This window comes from Amycolatopsis vastitatis, from assembly GCF_002234595.1.
Classification (GTDB): Bacteria; Actinomycetota; Actinomycetes; order Mycobacteriales; family Pseudonocardiaceae; genus Amycolatopsis; species Amycolatopsis vastitatis.
In genome coordinates, this window is the sequence record NZ_NMUL01000004.1 from 49,899 (window position 1) to 68,793 (window position 18,895).

The 18,895-nt window shown below is 71.2% G+C and carries 16 protein-coding genes; 7 read left to right on the top strand and 9 right to left on the bottom strand.

The annotated features are described in order from the left end of the window. The first annotated feature begins 48 nt into the window (after positions 1 to 48). The 5 genes from CF165_RS03005 to CF165_RS03025 all read left to right on the top strand — a co-directional run bounded on the left by CF165_RS03005 (position 49) and on the right by CF165_RS03025 (position 6,401). A complete protein-coding gene (locus CF165_RS03005) occupies positions 49 to 507 on the top strand; it encodes a MarR family winged helix-turn-helix transcriptional regulator (RefSeq protein WP_093945860.1) in 459 nt (152 codons plus the stop codon). Further along, positions 497 to 1,714, top strand: coding sequence for an MFS transporter (locus CF165_RS03010; RefSeq protein WP_093945861.1), 1,218 nt, complete (start codon positions 497 to 499; stop codon positions 1,712 to 1,714). Before CF165_RS03005 ends, CF165_RS03010 begins: the two co-directional genes overlap by 11 nt. A 141-nt stretch (positions 1,715 to 1,855) precedes the next feature. Beyond that, positions 1,856 to 3,916 carry a PhoX family protein gene (locus CF165_RS03015; RefSeq protein ID WP_093945862.1) on the top strand — a complete coding sequence of 687 codons (2,061 nt, stop codon included), beginning with the start codon at positions 1,856 to 1,858 and terminating at the stop codon, positions 3,914 to 3,916. Between the two features lie 179 nt (positions 3,917 to 4,095). Next, the gene (locus CF165_RS03020; protein WP_093945863.1) at positions 4,096 to 5,727 is read left to right on the top strand and encodes a DUF7850 domain-containing protein; all 1,632 of its coding nucleotides are present in this window, start codon (positions 4,096 to 4,098) and stop codon (positions 5,725 to 5,727) included. After that, positions 5,724 to 6,401 carry an SDR family oxidoreductase gene (locus CF165_RS03025; protein ID WP_093945864.1) on the top strand — a complete coding sequence of 226 codons (678 nt, stop codon included), beginning with the start codon at positions 5,724 to 5,726 and terminating at the stop codon, positions 6,399 to 6,401. The genes CF165_RS03020 and CF165_RS03025 overlap by 4 nt, the downstream gene beginning before the upstream one ends. Before the next feature lie 415 nt (positions 6,402 to 6,816). Here the strand turns inward: CF165_RS03025 and CF165_RS03030 are convergent, their stop codons facing one another. From CF165_RS03030 to CF165_RS03040, 3 genes are read right to left on the bottom strand one after another with little or no spacing between them, the layout of a single operon-like run. Further along, the gene (locus tag CF165_RS03030; RefSeq protein WP_093945865.1) at positions 6,817 to 8,124 is read right to left on the bottom strand and encodes an amidohydrolase family protein; all 1,308 of its coding nucleotides are present in this window, start codon (positions 8,122 to 8,124) and stop codon (positions 6,817 to 6,819) included. Between the two features lie 23 nt (positions 8,125 to 8,147). Beyond that, positions 8,148 to 8,798: a response regulator gene (locus tag CF165_RS03035; RefSeq protein ID WP_093945866.1), complete on the bottom strand. Its 651-nt coding sequence runs from the start codon at positions 8,796 to 8,798 to the stop codon at positions 8,148 to 8,150. Further along, positions 8,795 to 10,585 (bottom strand): sensor histidine kinase, encoded by a 1,791-nt coding sequence (locus tag CF165_RS03040; protein ID WP_093945867.1) that lies wholly within the window; start codon positions 10,583 to 10,585, stop codon positions 8,795 to 8,797. The genes CF165_RS03035 and CF165_RS03040 overlap by 4 nt, the downstream gene beginning before the upstream one ends. 173 nt (positions 10,586 to 10,758) lie before the next feature. Here CF165_RS03040 and CF165_RS03045 point away from each other — a divergent pair, with 173 nt between their 5' ends. Beyond that, the gene (locus CF165_RS03045; RefSeq protein ID WP_093945868.1) at positions 10,759 to 11,460 is read left to right on the top strand and encodes an ABC transporter ATP-binding protein; all 702 of its coding nucleotides are present in this window, start codon (positions 10,759 to 10,761) and stop codon (positions 11,458 to 11,460) included. Beyond that, positions 11,457 to 13,703, top strand: a complete 2,247-nt coding sequence (locus CF165_RS03050) for an FtsX-like permease family protein (protein ID WP_093945869.1) — start codon at positions 11,457 to 11,459, stop codon at positions 13,701 to 13,703. Before CF165_RS03045 ends, CF165_RS03050 begins: the two co-directional genes overlap by 4 nt. 88 nt (positions 13,704 to 13,791) lie before the next feature. Here CF165_RS03050 and trmB read toward each other — a convergent pair whose 3' ends face one another. The 6 genes from trmB to CF165_RS03080 form a co-directional block, all read right to left on the bottom strand. Further along, complete coding sequence (gene trmB, locus CF165_RS03055; RefSeq protein ID WP_439098487.1) at positions 13,792 to 14,424, bottom strand: tRNA (guanosine(46)-N7)-methyltransferase TrmB; 633 nt, start codon at positions 14,422 to 14,424, stop codon at positions 13,792 to 13,794. Positions 14,425 to 14,549: 125 nt separating this feature from the next. Next, on the bottom strand, positions 14,550 to 15,119 hold the full coding sequence (locus tag CF165_RS03060) for a hypothetical protein (protein WP_093945951.1): 570 nt from the start codon (positions 15,117 to 15,119) through the stop codon (positions 14,550 to 14,552). A 159-nt stretch (positions 15,120 to 15,278) separates the two neighbouring features. Continuing rightward, entirely contained in the window at positions 15,279 to 16,034 is a 756-nt protein-coding gene (locus CF165_RS03065; protein WP_093945871.1) for a hypothetical protein, read from the bottom strand. Further along, a complete protein-coding gene (locus tag CF165_RS03070) occupies positions 16,031 to 16,948 on the bottom strand; it encodes an ABC transporter ATP-binding protein (RefSeq protein WP_093945872.1) in 918 nt (305 codons plus the stop codon). The genes CF165_RS03065 and CF165_RS03070 overlap by 4 nt, the downstream gene beginning before the upstream one ends. Before the next feature lie 111 nt (positions 16,949 to 17,059). Then, positions 17,060 to 17,809, bottom strand: a complete 750-nt coding sequence (locus CF165_RS03075; RefSeq protein WP_093945873.1) for an ABC transporter permease — start codon at positions 17,807 to 17,809, stop codon at positions 17,060 to 17,062. A gap of 17 nt (positions 17,810 to 17,826) precedes the next feature. Beyond that, on the bottom strand, positions 17,827 to 18,765 hold the full coding sequence (locus CF165_RS03080) for an ABC transporter ATP-binding protein (protein WP_093945874.1): 939 nt from the start codon (positions 18,763 to 18,765) through the stop codon (positions 17,827 to 17,829). Positions 18,766 to 18,895 lie beyond the last annotated feature (130 nt).

The following is an 18,895-nucleotide window of genomic DNA, read 5'->3' on the forward strand; positions in this document are numbered from 1 at the left end:
GAGCCGACTTACTTAGCTACCCTTACTAATTTTTGTTAGCCTGGCTAAGTGACTTCCGCGATCACCGACCTCGCCCACCGGCTGCGGCCGCTGGTCTTCCGGCTGTACCACCAGGTGCGCCGCCAGACCCCGCAGCTGTCGCTGACCCTCACGCAGGGTTCGGTGCTGAGCGAGCTGGTCAACGGCGGCCCGCGGCGGATGAGCGCGCTGGCCGAGTTCGAACGGGTGAAGCTTCCGTCGATGACCGACGTCGTCGGCAGGCTCGAGCGGCTCGGCCTCGCGACCCGCCGACCGGACCCCGCCGACGGCCGCGCGGTGCTCGTGGACGTCACTGACGAGGGCCGTCGCTTCTACGCCGAGACGGTGGCCGCTCGCGAGGAGTTCCTTCGCGAACGGCTCATCGCCATGGACGACACCGACCGCGCAGCGATCGAAGCCGCCCTCCCGGCCCTCGCCAAACTGCTCGTGGACACCAAGAAGGAGGAACTGATCAGCGATGAGCGCTGAACACCACTCGAGTCTGCTGGACGCCGTCAAGGGCCAGCCCAAGCAGGTGTGGATCACCGCGTTCGCCGCGGTCATCGCCTTCATGGGGATCGGGCTGGTCGACCCGATCCTGCTGTCGATCGCCAAGGGCCTGGACGCGACGCCGTCCCAGGTCACCCTGCTCTTCTCGTCCTACCTCGGCGTCCAGGTCGTCGCGATGCTGGTCACCGGCGCGGCGAGCGCCCGCTTCGGTGCGAAGCGCACCGTGCTGGTCGGGCTGACGCTGATCGTCGCCGCCACCGCCCTGTGCGCGGCCGCCGGGTCGATCGAGCAGCTCGTCGGGCTGCGCGCGGTCTGGGGTCTCGGCAACGCCTTCTTCATCGCGACGGCGCTTTCGGTGATCGTCGGCGCCGCGACCGGCGGCCAGTCCGGGGCGATCCTGCTCTACGAAGCCGCGCTCGGTGTCGGCCTGTCGGTCGGCCCGCTGCTGGGTGCGCTGCTCGGCTCGATTTCCTGGCGCGGCCCGTTCCTCGGCACCGCGATCCTGATGGCGGGCGCGCTCGTGCTGTGCGCGGTGTTCCTCAGGAGCGACAAGCACGAGCGGCGTGCCCCGATCAAGCTGCTCGACCCGCTGCGCGCGCTGAAGCACACCGGGCTGCTGCGTACTTCGGTCGCTTCGGCGCTGTACACCGCCGCGTTCTTCGCGGTGCTCGCCTGGTCCCCGTTCGTCCTCGGCTGGAGCGCGATCGCCGTCGGCCTGGTCTTCTGCGGCTGGGGCCTGTGCGTCGCGGTCGCCGGCGTCGCACTGGCGCCGCGGCTGGCCGCCAAGCTGGGTGAACGGCACGCCGCCGCGGCCGCCGTCTTCGGCTACGCCGTGCTGATGCTGGTCCTCGCCGTGCCGAGCAAGCCGGTGCTGGTCGCCGGGATCATCGTCTCCGGACTGGTGTCCGGCCTGCTGAACACGCTGTTCACCGGCACGGCGATGTCGATCAGCGACGCGCCGCGCCCGGTCGCCAGCGCGGGCTACAACTTCTGCCGCTGGCTCGGTGGCGCGGTCGCCGCGACGCTGGTCGGGCACGTCGCCGAGTGGTTCGGTTCGCCGCAGGCGCCGTTCGTCGCCTCGGCCGTGCTGTGCGTCGTCGCGGGCGGGCTGCTCTCCCTGCGGGAGCGCCAGGCCGACCCGCACGAGGTGCCGAAGGAAGCGGTGCTCGTCGGCGAAGAGTTCTGAGTTCCGCACCCACAGTGACAGCCCCGAGATGTCCGTCTCGGGGCTGTCGTGCTGTACACCCGTTGTTCACTTGGAAGTCCGGAAAGGCTGGTTTTCGGCGCTTAGGTTCGGTTCGTTCCCGATCCCCACCATGGAGGCGCTGTGCCCGACCGCCTGCTCCCGCTGTTCCCCGCTCATCCGGGCGGCCGTTCCTCGATCACCTGTGAGTACCGCTGCGGCAACGCGTGCGCGCACCCCGAGGCGAACGACTCCGGGAACGAGTACTTCGGTGATGTCGTCAAGGACATCTCCCGCCGCCGGGTGTTCAAGGCCGGTGCGGTGATGGCCGCCGCCGCGGGCGGGTTCGCCGCGTTGTCCGGGACCGCTGCCGCCGAGCCGCTGCAGAAGCCGCGCCCGCGGCCGGTGCCCGGCACCGACTTCACGCCGGTGCCGCCGAACAAGCTCGACGCGGTCAGCATCCCCGACGGCTACGCCCAGCGCGTCGTCGTCCGCTGGGGCGACCCGGTCGTCGCGGGTGCGCCGAAGTTCGACTTCACCAAGCAGACCGCGGCCGCGCAGGCCAAGCAGTTCGGCTACAACAACGACTTCGTCGGCCTGATCCCGCAGGACCCGCTGGGGACGACGAACCTGCTCGTGGTCAACCACGAGTACACCACCGAGGTCCACATGTTCCCGGCCGACCAGTACGACCCGGCCAACCCGACCGAAGAGCAGGCGAAGATCGCCTGGGCGGCGCACGGCCTTTCGGTGCTGCAGGCGCGCCGCGACCCGATCCACGGCGGGCTCGAGGTCGTCCCGAGCCGCTACGGCCGCCGGATCACCCTCGACACGATCTTCGAGGTCCGCGGCCCGGCCGCCGGCTCGAAGTACCTGAAGACGTCGGCCGACCCGAGCGGGCGCCAGGTCCGGGGCACGCAGAACAACTGCTCCGGCGGCGTGACGCCGTGGGGCACGGTGCTCTCCGGCGAGGAGAACTTCGACCAGTACTTCGCCAACTCCGACAAGGTGACCGACCCGGTCGCGGCGGCGCGGCTCAAGCGCTACTCCATCGGCAGCGGCGCCAGCACCCGCAAGTGGGAGCGGTTCGACAAGCGCTGGGACGTCTCCCAGGAGCCCAACGAGCCGAGCCGGTTCGGCTGGGTCGTCGAGATCGATCCGAACGACCCGAACTCGACGCCGGTCAAGCACACCGCGCTCGGCCGGTTCAAGCACGAAGCCGCGAACATCAAGATCACCGCCGACGGCCACGTCGCGGTCTACTCCGGTGACGACAGCCGGTTCGAGTACATCTACAAGTTCGTCTCGAAGGGCAAGTACAAGCCCGGCAACAGCGCACACGCGCGTCGGCACAACTCGGCGCTGCTCGACGAAGGCACGCTGTACGTCGCCCGCTTCACCGGCGACAGCCCGGCGGCGGAGATCGACGGCAAGGGCACGCTGCCCGCCGACGGCGAGTTCGACGGCACCGGCGAGTGGATCCCGCTGGTCAGCGAGGACAAGTCCTTTGTGGACGGATTTACCGCCGAAGAGGTCTACGTCTTCACCCGGCAGGCCGCGGACAAGGTGGCCCCCACGAAGATGGACCGGCCGGAGGACATCGAGCCGAACCCGGTCAACGGCCGGATCTACGCGGCGCTGACCAACAACAGCGACCGCGGCGCGGCGGGCAAGGCCGGCGTCGACGAGGTCAACCCGCGCAACGGCAACAAGAACGGCCACATCCTGGAGTGGGAGGAGAACTGCGGCGACGCGGCGTCGACCCGGTTCTCCTGGCGGCTGCTGCTGGTCTGCGGCGACCCGAAGGCGGCGGACACCTACTTCGGCGGTTTCCCGAAGGACCAGGTAAGCCCGATCTCCTGCCCGGACAACGTCGCGTTCGACCGGCACGGCAACCTGTGGATCGCCACCGACGGCAACGCACTCGGCGCGAACGACGGCCTGTTCTCGGTGCCGGTCACCGGCCCGGAGCGCGGCCACGTCAAGCAGTTCCTGTCGGTGCCGGTCGGCGCCGAGACGTGCGGCCCGGTCGTGACCGACAACCTGGTGCTCGTCGCCGTGCAGCACCCGGGCGAGAACGCGACCAGCTCGGCGAACCCGACGTCGCATTGGCCGGACGGCGGCACCGCGCAGCCGCGTCCGGCCATCGTCTCGGTGTGGAAGAAGGGCCGCTTCGGGCTGCCTGGCCGCATCGGCGAACGCTGAGGCCCGCGGGCCCGCCCGGCCGAGGTTCAATGAACCTTATTCAGCCGTCGGCAGGCGCGAGAGGTCGCCTCAGGCCACCCGCTCGCGATCCGTAGCGCCTGCCTAACCAGAATAAGGTTCACTCTTAAGTGGACGGTTCTCGGCCGGTGCGGGCCCGTGCCGCGCGTCATAGTCGAGAGGTGATCTTCTCGGCGCGGGCGACGGCGGTGGCGGTGGTGGCGATCGCGGGGGCGGTGGTGCCCGCGTCCGCGTCCGCGGATCCGCCGCCGGGCTGCGGCGGGCTCGCGGCGAACCCGAGCGTCGAGCTGACGGCGCGCAACGGCGCTCCGGACGGGTACGTGTTCACCCCCGCCGCGCCGGTCCCGCCCGGGACACCGGCCGCGAAGGCGCCGAAGCTGCTGACCGAGCAGGCGTACGCCGTCGACGGGCAGCGGTCGGCGGTCATCCAGACGCCGGACCACAAGACCAGCACCGCCTCCCAGGCCGAGCGGTTCGTCCCCGGCGGCGTCTACACGCTCAGCGTCTGGACCGCTTCGCACGCGCCCAGGAGCGAACCCGCCACCGGCCTGCGGTTCTTCGACGCGTCGGGCGCCCAGGTGCAGGAGACCAAGCTGGTCGCCGACCACTACGCCGGCGACGGGCACCTGGAACAGCAGGACTTCCCGGCGGCGACAGCGCCGGCGAAGGCGGCCGCGGTGAAGTTCTTCGCCACGACCAGCTTCGACCGGCTGCGCTGGGACTGCGTCGACCTCCAGCTCGCGGCGTACTCGGTGAAGAAGGAAGTCCAGAACCCGGCGACCGGCGCGTGGGGCACGTTCGCGACGGTGACGGCGGGCGAGGCCGCGCACTACCGCGTCACGGTGACCAACGAGGGCACGCAGGAGCTGACGGGGATCACGGTGCAGGACCCGTGGTGCGCCGAGCCGTTCGAGCCGTTCGGGCTGGCCGCGGGCGCGAACCGGCAGCTGACCTGCGACCACCCCGACCTCACGGTGGCCGACAACGGGCACGTCAACACGGCGAAGGTCACCGGCGTGCACTACGCGGGCGGCACGCTCGGCGACAAGACGGCGTCGGCGACGATCACCGTCCTGCCCCCGCCGTCGATCGCGAAGATCGGCGACTTCGTCTGGGCGGACCGCAACCGCGACGGCCTGCAGGACCCGGACGAGCCCGGCGTCGCGGGCGTCAAGGTGACGCTGAAGGACGGCGCGGGCGGCACGGTCGGCACTGCTACGACCGACGACAAGGGCAAGTACGGCTTCGAGAAGCTCAAGGACGGCACGTACCAGGTCTGCTTCGACGGCTTCCCGGACGGCTTCGCGGTGACGCGCCAGGACGCGGGCAACGACGACAAGGACTCCGACGCGGGCGCCGACGGCTGCGCCGCGCCCCGGACCCTGGGCGGCAAGGCGCGCGAGGACTTCACGGTGGACCTCGGCCTGGCACCGCCGACGAACCGGATCGGCGACTTCGCCTGGGCGGACAACGACGGGAACGGACGGCAGGACCCGGGCGAGCCCGGCCTCGCGGGCGTCAAGGTGACGCTGAAGAGCGGCGCCGCGGAGGTGGCGAGCGTCGCCACGGGCGAGGACGGCGCATACGCGTTCGACGGCCTGGAGGACGGCGGGTACCAGGTGTGCTTCACCCCGCCGCCGGGCGAGCACCTGGTGCCGAAGGACGCGGCCGACGACGCGGTCGACTCGGACGCGGACCCGGCGACGGGCTGCGCCGACGTCCGGCAGCTCGGCCAGGGCAAGCGCGAGGACCGCACGGTGGACGCCGGGTTCGCCGTTACGGTGGGGGCATGACGGATCTTCCCCTCGCCCTGGTGACGGGTGCGTCGCGCGGCATCGGCGCGGCGGTCGCCCACCAGCTCGCCCCGACCCACCGCCTCCTGCTCGGCGGCCGCGACGCCGACACACTGGCCGCGCTGGCGAAGGAGCTCCCGGGCGCGAAGCCGTGGCCGGTGGAGCTGACGGACCCGGCTTCACTCGCTTCGGCGGTCGCGGACATCTCGTCGTTGGACGTACTGGTCCACTCGGCGGGCGTCGCGCGGCTGGGCCGCATCGAGGACGCTTCCGCGTCGGCGTGGCGAGACAACTTCGAGGTCAACACCCTGGCGGTGGTCGAGCTGACCCGCCTGCTGCTCCCGGCCCTGCGCGCGGCCCGCGGCCACGTGGTCGTGATCAACTCGGGAGCGGGCCGCAACGCCCGCCCGGGCTGGTCCCCGTACGCGGCGAGCAAGTTCGCGGTCCGCGCCTTCGCCGACGCGCTGCGCGAGGAGGAACCGGACCTCCGCGTGACCTCGGTCTACCCGGGCCGCACGGACACGGAGATGCAACAGGAGATCTTCGCCGGCGAAGGCCGCGAGTACGACACAGCGCACCTGCTGAAAGCCGACTCGGTGGCGACGGCGGTGGTCACGGCGGTGTCAGCCACCCCGGACGCCCACCAGACGGAAGTGATCCTGCGGCCGCGCTGAGCAGGCCAGCCCGGTCTCTCCTGGCAGCGTTCCCACGCCGACCGGCCGCAGGGCCGAGCGTGACGCCCGCGGTAATCGACTTCGCCGGGGCGAGCAGGTCTCGGGGGTCTCCGCAGAGCTGGTTCGGCCTGTTATTGACCCACCACCCCGAAGCCGGATTGTGACGACGGACGGCAGCACCGCGTCAAGGCGGGAAAGCGTGCCTTGACCCGGCACTACCGTCCGTGTTCTGGCTTCGTATCGGGGTGGCAGGGAGGGGTCTGGGTGGGGCGCCGGTTGTGTCTTCAGCGTGCCGTCACGCCGGAGAGGCACCTGAAAAGGGGGCGCTACGACTTTGCCGGGGACCCTTGGGCCCGAAAACCTCCCCCGCGCTCCCCGGGGGACCCCCTGTGGACAAGCTCGGAAACCGCAGCGGTCAAGCCCGTAGCCGGGCCGCCGTCTCGGCCACTCCGGCCTGGACCTTCGCCCGGTCCACCTTCAGCGACTCGCCGTCCGCCACGACCTGCTCGCCGGCGACCCACACGTCCCGGACCCGGCGCGACCCCGCCGCCCATACGAGGTTCGACAGCAGCTGCACGTCCGGGACGTCCAGGCCGCACGCGAACGCCGGGTCGTCCAGGTCGATGTGCGCCAGGTCCGCCCAGCGGCCGGCTTCCAGGGCCCCGATGTCCGGGCGGCCCAGAGCCTCGGCTCCGCCGCGGGTGGCCAGCAGGAACACGTCCGCCGCCGTCAGCACCGTCGAGTCGCCTGTGGCCAGCCGGGCGAACATCGCCGCCAGCTGGAGTTCCTCCCACAGGTCGATGTCGTCGTTGGAGGCCGGGCCGTCGGTGCCTAGGCCGACCGCCACGCCCGCCGCGCGCAGGTCCGCGATGCGCGCGATGCCCGAGGCCAGCTTCGCGTTCGAACCCGGGCAGTGCGCCATGCCCACTCCGTGGGCCGCGAACAACGCGATGTCCGCATCCGACAGGTGGATCGAATGAGCCGCCAGCACCCGGCCGTCCAGCATGCCCAGCTCGCGAAGCAACGCCGGCACCGAACCGTGCGAGGCACGGACCGCGGTGTCCTCCGCGGCCGCCTCCGCGACGTGGATCTGGACCAGCGCGCCCCGCGCGGCCGCGGACTCCGCGGTCGCCCGCAGCCCTTCCGTAGAGAGCATGTACGCCGAGTGCGGGCCGTAGCCGAGCTCGATGCGGTCGCCGGGGCCGAAGCGCAGGCCGTCCGTGTCGATCCAGCGCTCGATCGCCTTCAGCTGCGCCCGCCAGTCGAGGCCCGGCAGCTCCATCACCGGCGGCGCTACCAGCACGCGGCCGCCGGTCGTGAGCACCGCGTCGACCAGCTGCTCACCTTCGAAGTACATCTCCGCGCTCGTCGTGACGCCGTGGCGCAGCATCTCGACCGAGCCGAGCAGCATGCCGGTGCGGACGTCCTCCGGCCGCAGCTTCGCCTCGGCCGGCCAGATGATCTCGTTGAGCCAGGGCAGCAGCGGCAGGTCGCCGCCCATGCCGCGCAGCAGCGTCATCGGGCTGTGCGCGTGCGTGTTGACCAGGCCGGGCAGCAGGATGCCGGTCAGGGTGGTGACCGGTGCGGCGGACCCGGGGGCGGTGGCCGCCGGTCCGCAGTACGAAATGCGCCCATCGGCGTCGACATCGACGACCGCGTCACGGAGGAGCGAACAGGACGGGTCGGCAGGGAGAACGACAGGGGCGTGGAAACGGCGTTGCATCTCTGGATACTACGCACACGGAATTACGAGACGACCCCGTTCCGCCACGCCCACGCCGCGGTCTCCACCCGGTTCCGCGCACCGATCTTCCCCTGCACCGACGCCAGGTGCGTCTTCACCGTCGACAACGACAGGAACAGCTCCGCGCCGATCTCGGTGTTCGTCAGCCCGCGCGCCACCGCCTTGACGACGTCCATCTCCCGCGGAGTCAGCGGCTCCGCGGGCGGCGCCGCCTGCGACCGCGCGGTACCGCCGTTGAAGTGCTTGAGCAGCCGGACGGTGATCTGCGGCGAGACGAGCGCGTCACCGCGGTCGGCCGCGCGCACGGCCTCGATCAGCAGCGCCGGGCCCGCATCCTTCAGCAGGAAGCCGGACGCGCCGTTGCGCAACGCCGTGTGGACGTACTCGTCGAGGTCGAACGTCGTGACCACGACCACCTTCAGCGGGTCGGCCACGTCCGGCCCGGCCAGCTGCCGGGTGACCTCCAGCCCGTCGAGGCCGGGCATGCGGATGTCGAGCAGGCAGACGTCCGGGCGCAGTTCGCGGGCCTTCGCGACCGCCGAGACGCCGTCCGGGACGTCGGCGACGACTTCGATGTCGTCGTGGGACTCCAGGATCATGCGGAAACCCATCCGCACCATCTCCTGGTCGTCGGCGATCAGTACCCGGATCACTCGTCCCCTTCCCCGGCGGCCAGCGGCAGCCACGCCTCGACCCGCCAGCCGCCGTCCGGGCCGCGCCCGGCCGACAGTCGTCCCTTGAGCAGCGCGACGCGTTCGCGCATCCCGATCAGACCGTAGCCGCCCGATCCGCCGGCCGGACGGCGTACCGTCTCGCGTCCGTTGTCCGTCACCCGCAGGTGCAGCTCGTCGCCCCCCACTTCGGCGACGACGAACGCCTCGGTCGCGCCGGAGGCGTGCTTGCCGACGTTCGTCAGCGACTCCTGCACCAGGCGCAGCGCCGAGCGGCCGACCTCGTGCGGGAGATCCGGCGGCAGGTCGAGGTGCATTGACGTCGGCACACCGTGGTTGGCGCTCTCGACGAGCTTTCGCAGGTCGGCGCCGAGATCGGTGGTGGCCTGCTCGCTGAACTCGCTCGACCCGGCCGGTGCGTCGCCGCGCATCGAGCGGACCAGCCGCCGCATCGCCGCGAGCGCTTCGACGCCCGCGTTCTCGATGCGGCCCATCGCCTCGACCGCCACCTGCGGGTTCCTCTCGGCCATCAGCCGCGCGGCCTGCGCCTGCACCACGATCCCGGTGACGTGGTGGGCGACGACGTCGTGCAGCTCGCGGGCCAGCGCCATCCGCTCGGCGGTCTGCGCGTCGCTCACCGCCGATTGCACGGCCTGGGTGCGCTGGGCGTCCCGTGACCGCAGCAGCAGGCCGACGGCGATCGAGATGCCCAGCATCAGCGCCGCGGCGAAGGCCAGGACCGACAGCGCCTCGGGGTCGGTCTGCAGGCGGCTGCGCCCGTCCGAGTTGAGGATCGCGCCGAGCGCGACGACGCTCGACAGCACCGCGACCCTCGGCCAGGACTGGCTCAGCCCCCGGGCGCGGGTCAGGGTCACCACCACGCCCATGCCGGCGATGATCTGCGTGGCCGGCACGCCGCCCAGCACCGGGTAGTCGGAAGAACGCAGGTTCAGGAACGGCATGACGAGGGCGGACAGCAGCATGATCCCGGCGAGGCCGAGGAGCGCGTCCGCGGGGCGCCGCGGGGAGAGCACCGCGATCACGGCCGCGACGATCGAGCAGAACAGGATCGGGGAGCCGCGGGCGGTGTTCGAGTACGTGTAGCCGAACTCGAAGAGCAGCGCGAAGGCGAGCAGCCCCATCAGCGGCCACTGCCCCATCGCCAGCTCGTTGATCCGGAGGAGCCGCCGGGTCCGCGGATCGGCGCGCGGGCTGCGGTCGCGCGCCGCGATGGCGGGCACGAGCGGGGCGACGAGCAGGAGCAGGCCGAACAGCAGCGCCTGGGTACCAGTGCCGCCGTCGATGTCGGCGACACTCCCGTACCGGCCGAAGACAGCGACGAGACCCGTGACGACCAGGAAACCGATCACGCAGAACGCCACGCCCGCCCGTGCCCGGCGGGCCACGAAGTAGACCATCAGCACCCCGGCCACGACCTCGGTGATGGTCACCTTCGGCAGCACGCTGGAGTACGGCGGGATGCGGGAGACGTGGATGAAGAGGGTGGAGACGATCAGCACCCCGCCGCCGGCCACCCCGGCGACCGCCGCCCGCTTCTGGGCCCAGAGCCCGCAGGCGGCCATCGCGAAGATGCCGGGGAGGAGCCCGAAGTCGACGAAGCGCGGGCCGGCGTCGTCGAGCGCCGCCTGCGTTGTGTAGATGAGGTCGAACAACAGCGCGGCGTACAGGACGGCCGAGGGCACGCCGACGCGCCGCACGAGTTCGGTGGCACGGGTGGAGAGCGTCTTCGACGAGGGCGCGGCGGGCACAACGTGACGTTACGTGATTCCCCGTTGCCCGCACCTTGGCCGTGTGGCCCGCGCTCCCTCGGCCGATCGGCCGATGCGGGCCGTGCCGTGACTGGCCTTCTGCCCGAAGTGGACATCCCCTGATCTCGGCGAAGCTCATCGGCACCAAGATCCGAACCGACAGGGAGAACCTCGTGGACCCGAACACTCCACAAGCGACGAACGGCTCGGTGCTGTCCGGCCGCGGGCTGGTGAAGCGCTACGGCGCGCAGTACGCCTTGGCCGGCATCGACATCGACATCCAGCCGCGGGACGCCGTCGCCATCGTCGGGCCGTCCGGCTCGGGCAAGACGTCGCTGCTGCACGTCCTGGCCGGCATCCTCCGTGCCGACGACGGGCAGATCTTCCTGGCCGGGCAGCGGATCGACCACCTCGGCGAGAAGAAGCGCAGCGAGCTGCGGCGCACCGAGTTCGGGTTCGTCTTCCAGTCGGGGATGCTCGTCGCGGAGCTCTCGGCCGAGGAGAACGTCGCGCTGCCGTCGCTGCTGGCCGGGTTGGGCCGCAAGGAGGCCATCGAGGCCGGCCGCGTCTGGCTTTCGCGCCTCGGCCTGGCCGGCAAGGAACGCCGCCGTCCCGGCGAGCTGTCCGGCGGCGAGGCCCAGCGCGTCGCGATCGCGCGGGCGCTGACCCACCGGCCGAAGGTGATCTTCGCCGACGAGCCGACCGGCGCGCTCGACACGCGCACCGGACGCGACACGATGGACGCCCTGCTCGGCGCCGCCCACGAAACCGGCGCCGCGGTGATCGTGGTGACCCACGACCGCGAGCTGGCCGAGTCGATGCCGAAGACCGTCGCCATCCGGGACGGCCTGATCGCGACGAGGCTGGCGGCGTGAACTCCCTCCAGATCGCCCTGCGGGTGCTGCGGGTCGACCGGCGGACCCGGACGTCGGCGATCCTCACCGCGATCGGCGTGGCCGTCGCGACCGGGCTGGTGCTGCTGCTGGCGACGCTGCCGTTCGCCACGCAGAACCGCGAGCAGCGCGCCCTCTGGCAGGGCGCGGACTTCTACAGCCGCGCCGACGGTCCGGCCAAGCTGGTCTATGCCAGCTCGAAGGACTTCTTCGACGGTCAGCAGATCATCCGGGTCGACGTCGCGCTGACGCCCGGCACGACGGCGGCCGGGATCGCGCTGCCCGCCGGTGTCCCGCAACTGCCGGGGCCGGGCGAGACCGTCGTGTCGCCCGCGCTGGGCCGGCTGCTGCAGGCCCACCCGGCCGGAGAGCTCGGCGACCGGTTCGGCAAGCCCGTCGGCGCCATCGCCGAGGACGGCCTGCGCTTCCCGGAGCAGCTCGTCGCGCTGACCGGGCACACGCCGGACGCCATGCCGGAGAACTCCTCCCAGGTGGCAGCCTTCCCGAGCGGGAAGGCGAGCCCGGACGGGCTGCTCATGCTGCTGTCCTGGGTCGGGATCATCGTGCTGCTGGTGCCGAGCCTGGTGCTGGTCGCGTCGTCGGCGCGGCTGACCGCGGCCCGGCGGGAACGGCGGCTCGCCGCGATCCGCCTGGCCGGGGCGACGCCGGGGCAGGTCACGAACATGGTGGGCGCCGAGACGACGTTGTCGGCCGGTATCGGTGCCCTCCTCGGCCTGCTGATCAGTCCGGCGCTGCACGGCCTGGCGTCGTTCGTGCCGTGGGCCGGCGGCACCTGGCTCGCGTCCGACTTCGCGCTGCCGACCGGCCTGACGGTGTTCATCGTCCTGGCCATCCCGGTGCTCGTGGTGCTGGCCGGGGTGCTCGGCCTGCGCCGCGTGCTCAAGAACCCGCTGTTCGCGACCGGCGGCCACACGAAGAAGCCGTTGCACTGGTGGCGGCTGCTGGCGTTGCCCGCGGCCGGGGTGTTCTTCCTCGTCGCGGTGACGACGGCGAAGGCGGCAGGCAGCATCGGAATGGTCATGGTGGGCCTGTGCCTGCTGGTCGGCTCGGCCGCGATCGTCGGGCCGTGGGTGACGTCGGCGGTCGGCGGCACGTTCGTCCGGATCTGGCGACGCCCGTCCGCGCTGCTCGCCGGCCGCCGCCTGCGTGACGACCCGAAGGGCGCCTACCGGGCGTCCGCCGGGATCGTGCTCGCGGTGTTCACCGGGTCGATGGCGCTGACGCTGCTGCCGACGTTCGAATCGATGGCCGGTGGCGGACGGTCCTTCGCCGACTCCGTGCTCTACGTCGACTCCGACGCACAGCACGCGACCACGATCGTCGACCAGGCCAACGCGGCCCTGCGGAAGTACGGCCAGTCCGAGAAGGCGGTCGCGGTCGGCGAGGTCTACCTGGTGCGGGGCACGGCCACCAACCGGTACGGCCAGCGCGCGCTGGTGATGACCTGCGCCGACGCGGTCAAGCTGACCCGCTTCGGGCTCACACCGGAGAACTGCACGGGCGGCCCGGCGGTCTTCGGCGACTCGGCAATCGACCTGGCGCAGTACAAGCTCGCCACCAACGGGCAGGGCGAGGCGGTGGCCGCGAAGTCGGGGACACGCGTGGAAGCCGTCCACTACCCCGACGCCGACCTGTCCGGCACGTTCATCATCGACCCGGCCGCCCTGCCGGACGGGTTCGCGCTGAAGGACATCACCGTCGTCGCGCCGACCACCGACGCGAACCGCGAGATCGTCCGGACGGCCTTGGCCGGACCGGCGGCGGGCGCGGAGGTCGGGAGCCGGGACCAGCACCTGGACGACCAGCAGGGCGAACTCGGCGACCTGCGCCGGGTCACGGTGATCGGGCTGATCGCGGCGGGGATCCTGGCCGGCTGCAGTGCCGCGGTCGCGACCGCCGGTTCGGTGATGGACCGCCGTCGCACCTTCGGGGCGCTGATGGCCGCGGGCACGCCGGTCCGGGTGCTGGCGAGGGCGTTGCGGATGGAGGCCGCGCTGCCCGCATTGGTCGCCACCATCGGGGCGGGAATTGTCGGGGTACTGGTCGGCGTTGGGCTCTACAGCTTGATCGACCCGCGGGGCATCGTGCTCAGCCCGTGGCTCCTCGCGCCGGTGGTGCTCGGGGTCGGGGTGGCCCTGCTCGGCGCGTCGGTCTGCACGCCCGCGCTCAAGCGGGTCCAGGCCGAACCACTGGCCGACGAATAGGCGTTCGCCCCTCTGGTCGGGGGAGGGGCGAACACCGGGGGTAGTGAGTTGAGGGGACTTTCTCCGCAGGGATCCGGAGGAAGTCCCCTCAGCGCTTCTCGAAGATCAGGTCGTGCGAGACGCGGCCTTCGACGTCCGCGCGCTGCTCGAACTTGGTCACCGGCCGCCACTTGGGCCGCGGCGCCCAGCCGTCGTACCGGTTGCGCAGGGCGGGCTCCGCGGAACAGACCTCGAGCATCTGCTCGGCGTAGTTCTCCCAGTCGGTCGCCAGGTGGAAGGTGCCGCCCGGCGCGAGCCGCGACGCCACCAGCGCCGCGAACGACGGCGACACGATCCGCCGCTTGTGGTGCTTCTTCTTCGGCCACGGGTCGGGGAAGAACAGGCGGACGCCGTGCAGCGAGTCCGGCTCGACGTGCTCGGTCAGCAGCACGACGGCGTCGCCGTGCAGCAGGCGCAGGTTCTCGACGCCCAGCTTTTCGGCGCGCAGCATCAGCTGGCCGAGGCCCGGGTCGTAGACCTCGACCGCGACGTAGTTCAGCTCCGGCGCCGCGGCGGCCAGCTGCGACGTCGTTTCGCCCATGCCGGAGCCGATCTCGACCATGACCGGTGCCTCGCGGCCGAACCACGCGGCGAAGTCGAGCGGCCCCTCGGGCAGCTCGCCCACCGTGCGGCCCAGCCGCGGCCAGTGTTCTTCCCACGCCCGCTGCTGCCCGACGGTCATCCGGCCACCGCGCTTGACGTAACTGACCACGCTGCGCAGCCGACGTCCGTCTTCGTTTTGCACCAGGGGAATGTAGCCGGGTGCGAAGCACCTCCGTTGAGGGTGGTGGCGGGGGCATGGATGGATCAACGAACGGCTTCGAACACCCCGAGACGAGATCGCAGCCCGGCCAGCCCGGCGACCGGGATGGGATCCGGCGTCGGCCCGGTGTGCGCGGGCAGGACGTCGATCCAGCCCGGGTGCCGGTCGGTGTTCATGACCGTCGTGGGAATCGCGTGCCCCGATTTCCCTCGTTCGGAAGGCATGAACTCCCAGTACCCGGATTCGCCGTCCGCGGCCCACGGGACGAATTCCCAGCCCGGGCGTCTGCCGAGCAGTTGCGCGATCCGGTCCTCGACGCGGAAACCCTGTTCCCGCGAATCGAGCTTGCCGTCCGCCATCGCGCGCAGCCACCACGGCGCGGGGATCGGTCCCGACATCCCGGCCGAAGCACGGAACAGGGCCAGGACGCTGTCTTGCGGCGCGCGGTGCACCCACGCCCGGCGGAGTTCGGCCGGCGTCGCCGCCGTCATGGCGGCCTGCGGGAGTTCGATCGCCCGCGACCACTCGAGGTCCAACATCGGTTCGAGCCGGGGGGCGTCGTCTTCGACGCGGGCTCGGGGAATCGTGCCACCCAATTCTTGCCCGGTGTCCACCGTCAAGGATCACCTCCAGGGGGAGTTCAGACGGTTCCGGTGCGCTCTCTTATGAATCTTGCCTGGTCATAGCAGTATGTCCGGCGGCTGTGAGGGAAGCCACAGGTGTTTCACCTTTTGTTAACACAGTTTCTTGGGGTATTGAGACGGCGGTCACGCTCAGGCGTCACGCCGTGCCGTGACGAGTACGCCGGCCACGAACAGGGCAACGCAGATGGCCGCGAAGTAACCGAGGTAGCCCCACGGCCCGAGCGGCGCCGGTGGCAGTCCCAGCGCGCCCGCGCCGAAGCCGGCCGCGCCGACGAACTGGTCCGCCGCGTGGAACGGCATCCACTGGTAGATGTGCTTGCCGATGCCCGGGATGAAGACCAGCACGCCTTCCAGCACCTGCGTCCACACCAGGACGATCGTCAGCGCGAAGGCGACGCTGCGCAGCAGGAGCGCGACGCCGACCCCGGCCACCGCGGTGAACAGGAACACCAGGCTCTGCCCGAGCACCGAGCGCCAAGCCTCGGCCGAGTGCAGCGCGAGGTCGGCGTCCGGCTGCACCAGCGACGCCAGGCCCCACGAGCCGAAGCCGACGACCAGGCCGAGCACGGTGCCGACCGCGCTGACGACCAGCACCTTCGCCACCAGCGCGGGCACCCGGCTCGGCACCGCCTGGAACGTCAGCCGCATGGTGCCCCAGTTGAACTCCGACGCGGTCGCGAGCACCGCGAGGACGAGCAGCACGGTCCGGCCGTTGCCGCTGGCGAGCTGGGTGTTGCCGACGGTCGGCGGGATCTCCGGCCCGGCCAGCACGAAGAACAGCGCGGTGAAGCCGAGCGGCGCGACGAGCGCGATGACCAGGCACCACCACGGTGCGCGGGTGCTGAACAGCTTGATGCGCTCCGCACGGAGGAGGTTGGTGATCATCGGGCAACCTCCGGGGAAGACGCGGTGGGGAACTCGACGGCGTCGCGCGTGAGATCGAGGTAGGCCTGCTCGAGCGAGCCGGTGATCGGGCTCAGCTCGTGCAGCGTCGCGCCGGCGTCGAAGGCGAGCTGCCCGATCCGGTCACTGTCCAATCCGGACACGATGAAGGCGCCGTCGGTTTCGCGGAACTCGGCCTGCCCGGTCAGCGCGGCACGCAGCTCGGCCGAGTGGGGCGTGCGCACGCGAACGCCGTGTTCGCTCGTCCGCGCGATGAATTCGTCCATCGTGCCCTGGTAGATCAGCCTGCCCCGGCCGATGACGACGAGGTCCTGCGCGGTCTGCGCCATCTCCGGCAGCAGGTGGCTGGAGACGAACACGGTCCGGCCCTCGGCGGCCAGCGTGTGCAGGAGCTGCCGGATCCAGGCCATGCCCTCGGGGTCGAGGCCGTTGACCGGTTCGTCGAACAGCAGCACGCGCGGGTCGCCCAGCATCGCCGCGGCGATCCCGAGCCGTTGCTGCATGCCGAGCGAGTACTGCAGGACGCGGTTCTTGGCGACGCTCGTCAGGCCGACCAGGGCCAGCACCTCTTCGACGCGCTTGTCCGGGATGCCGTTGGTCGCGGCCAGCCAGCGCAGGTGGTCGCGCCCGCTGCGGCCGGGGTGGCGCCAGGTGGCGTCCAGCATCGCGCCGACCGTCCTGAGTGGATCTTTCAGCTGCCGGTACGGGACGCCGTCGACGAGGACCGTGCCCGCGTCGGGCGTGTCGAGGCCGAGGATCAGCCGCATCGTCGTGGACTTGCCGGCGCCGTTCGGGCCGAGGAACCCGGTGACGCGCCCCGACCGCGCGGTGAACGTCAGCTCGTTGACCGCGGTCGTGGCGCCGTACCTCTTGGTCAGTGCGGTCGCTTCGATCATGGGGCTCCCCCGTCCGTCGAAGGGGAGCCTACTGCGAAACACCGAATCCGGGTCGCCCCCCGACAGCGCGACCCGGACTCGGTGTTTTCCCTATTTCCCCTGTTCCCCCTATTAGGCGTCCCGCTTCTTCGCCACCCCGAGTGCGACGAGCAGGAACACGATGGCGATGCCGGCGAAGTACGCCAGCGCCCAGCCCGGGCTCAGCGGCGAGTCCGACGGCGGCGGGCCGTCGACGACCGCCGAGCCGCGCAGGAACTTGTTCGCCACGTTGAACGGCAGCCACTCGTGGATGTGGTGCCCGATCTTCGGGATCAACTGCACCAGCTCCTCGACGGCCAAGTAGTAGATGAGCAGCAGGGCGATCGCGCCGGCGCTGTGCCGGATGAGGATCCCGAGCGCGACGGCGAGCACGGCGGCGATCGCGAACACCGGCCCGAGCCCGGCGACGTTCAGCCAGTCCTGCGTGGTGTGCAGGCCGAGGCCGTCGTTCGGCCGCATCAGCATGCCGAGGCCGAGTGCGCCGAACGCGGCGATCTCGCCGATGACCAGCCCCACCAGCGCGACGACGACCGCCTTGGCGATCAGGGCCGGCGAGCGGTGCGGCACGGCCTGGAAGGTCGTGCGGATGGTGTTGAAGCGGTATTCGGTGGTCACCGCGAGCGCGGCGAGCACCATGACGACGGCGATGCCGAACTGGGTGCCGCCGAACAGGGTGGCGGAGGTCGTGAGCTGGGAGCCGGCGTCCGTCGCGCCGGCGATGATGGCGGCGAAGCCGATGGCCAGTGCCAGGGTGATGAGCGCGCACCACCACGGCGAGCGGGTGCTGAACAGTTTGATGCGTTCGACCGCGAGCAGATTCATGATCTTGGTTTCCCCGGTTACTTGGCGGACTCGAGCACGTGCTGCGCCTCGGCGTCGAGGCCTGTGTGGTACTCGACGGAGTCGCCGGTGATCTGCATGAAGGCCTGCTCGAGCGAGCCGGTCTGCGGGCTCAGCTCGTGCAGCACGATCCGGTTGGCGGCGGCGATCTCGCCGATCTTGTCGCTGTCCATCCCGGACACCACGAGCGCGTTCGCCTCCTCGGTGACCCCGGCACTGGCGCGCTGCAGGGCGTCACGGAGCTCGGCCAGCTGCGGAGAACGCACCTTCACCGTGTTTTCGGCCGCGCGGGAGACGAAGTCTTCGGTGGACGACTGCGAAATCAGCTGTCCCCGGCCGATCACCACGAGGTTGCTCGCGGTCAGCGCCATCTCCGAAAGCAGGTGGCTCGACACGAAAACGGTGCGGCCTTCCTCGGCCAGCCGGTGCATGAACTTCCGGATCCAGAGGATGCCCTCGGGGTCGAGGCCGTTCACCGGCTCGTCGAACAGCAGCACTTCGGGGTCGCCGAGCAGGGCGGCGGCGATGCCGAGGCGCTGCGACATGCCGAGCGAGAACCCGCCGGCGCGCTTGTTCGCGACGCTGGTCAGGCCGACGACGTCGAGCACCTCGTCGACCCGGGCCGCCGGGATGCGGTTGGACTTCGCCATCCACTGCAGGTGGGCCCGCGCCGAGCGGTTCGGGTGCACCCACTTCGCGTCGAGCAGCGCGCCGACGGTGCGCAGCGGTTCCTTGAGGTCGTGGTACTTCTTGCCCCCGATGGTGACCTGGCCACCCGTCGGGTTGTCCAGGCCCAGGATCATGCGCATGGTGGTGGACTTGCCCGCCCCGTTCGGGCCGAGGAAGCCGGTGACCTGACCCGCGGCCACGGAGAACGACAGGTTGTTCACCGCCAGCGTTTTTCCGTACCGTTTGGTGAGGCCGGTTGCCTCGATCATGACTGCTCCTCTTCCGCCCCTCGCTTACGACGCGTTCATCGTCGCGGGTCGGAGGCGGTTCGCGCGTCACCCTGGAGGCCGAACCCTTCCCCCTACCTGAGTAGTACCTTGCTGGCTCTTCGGACGATGC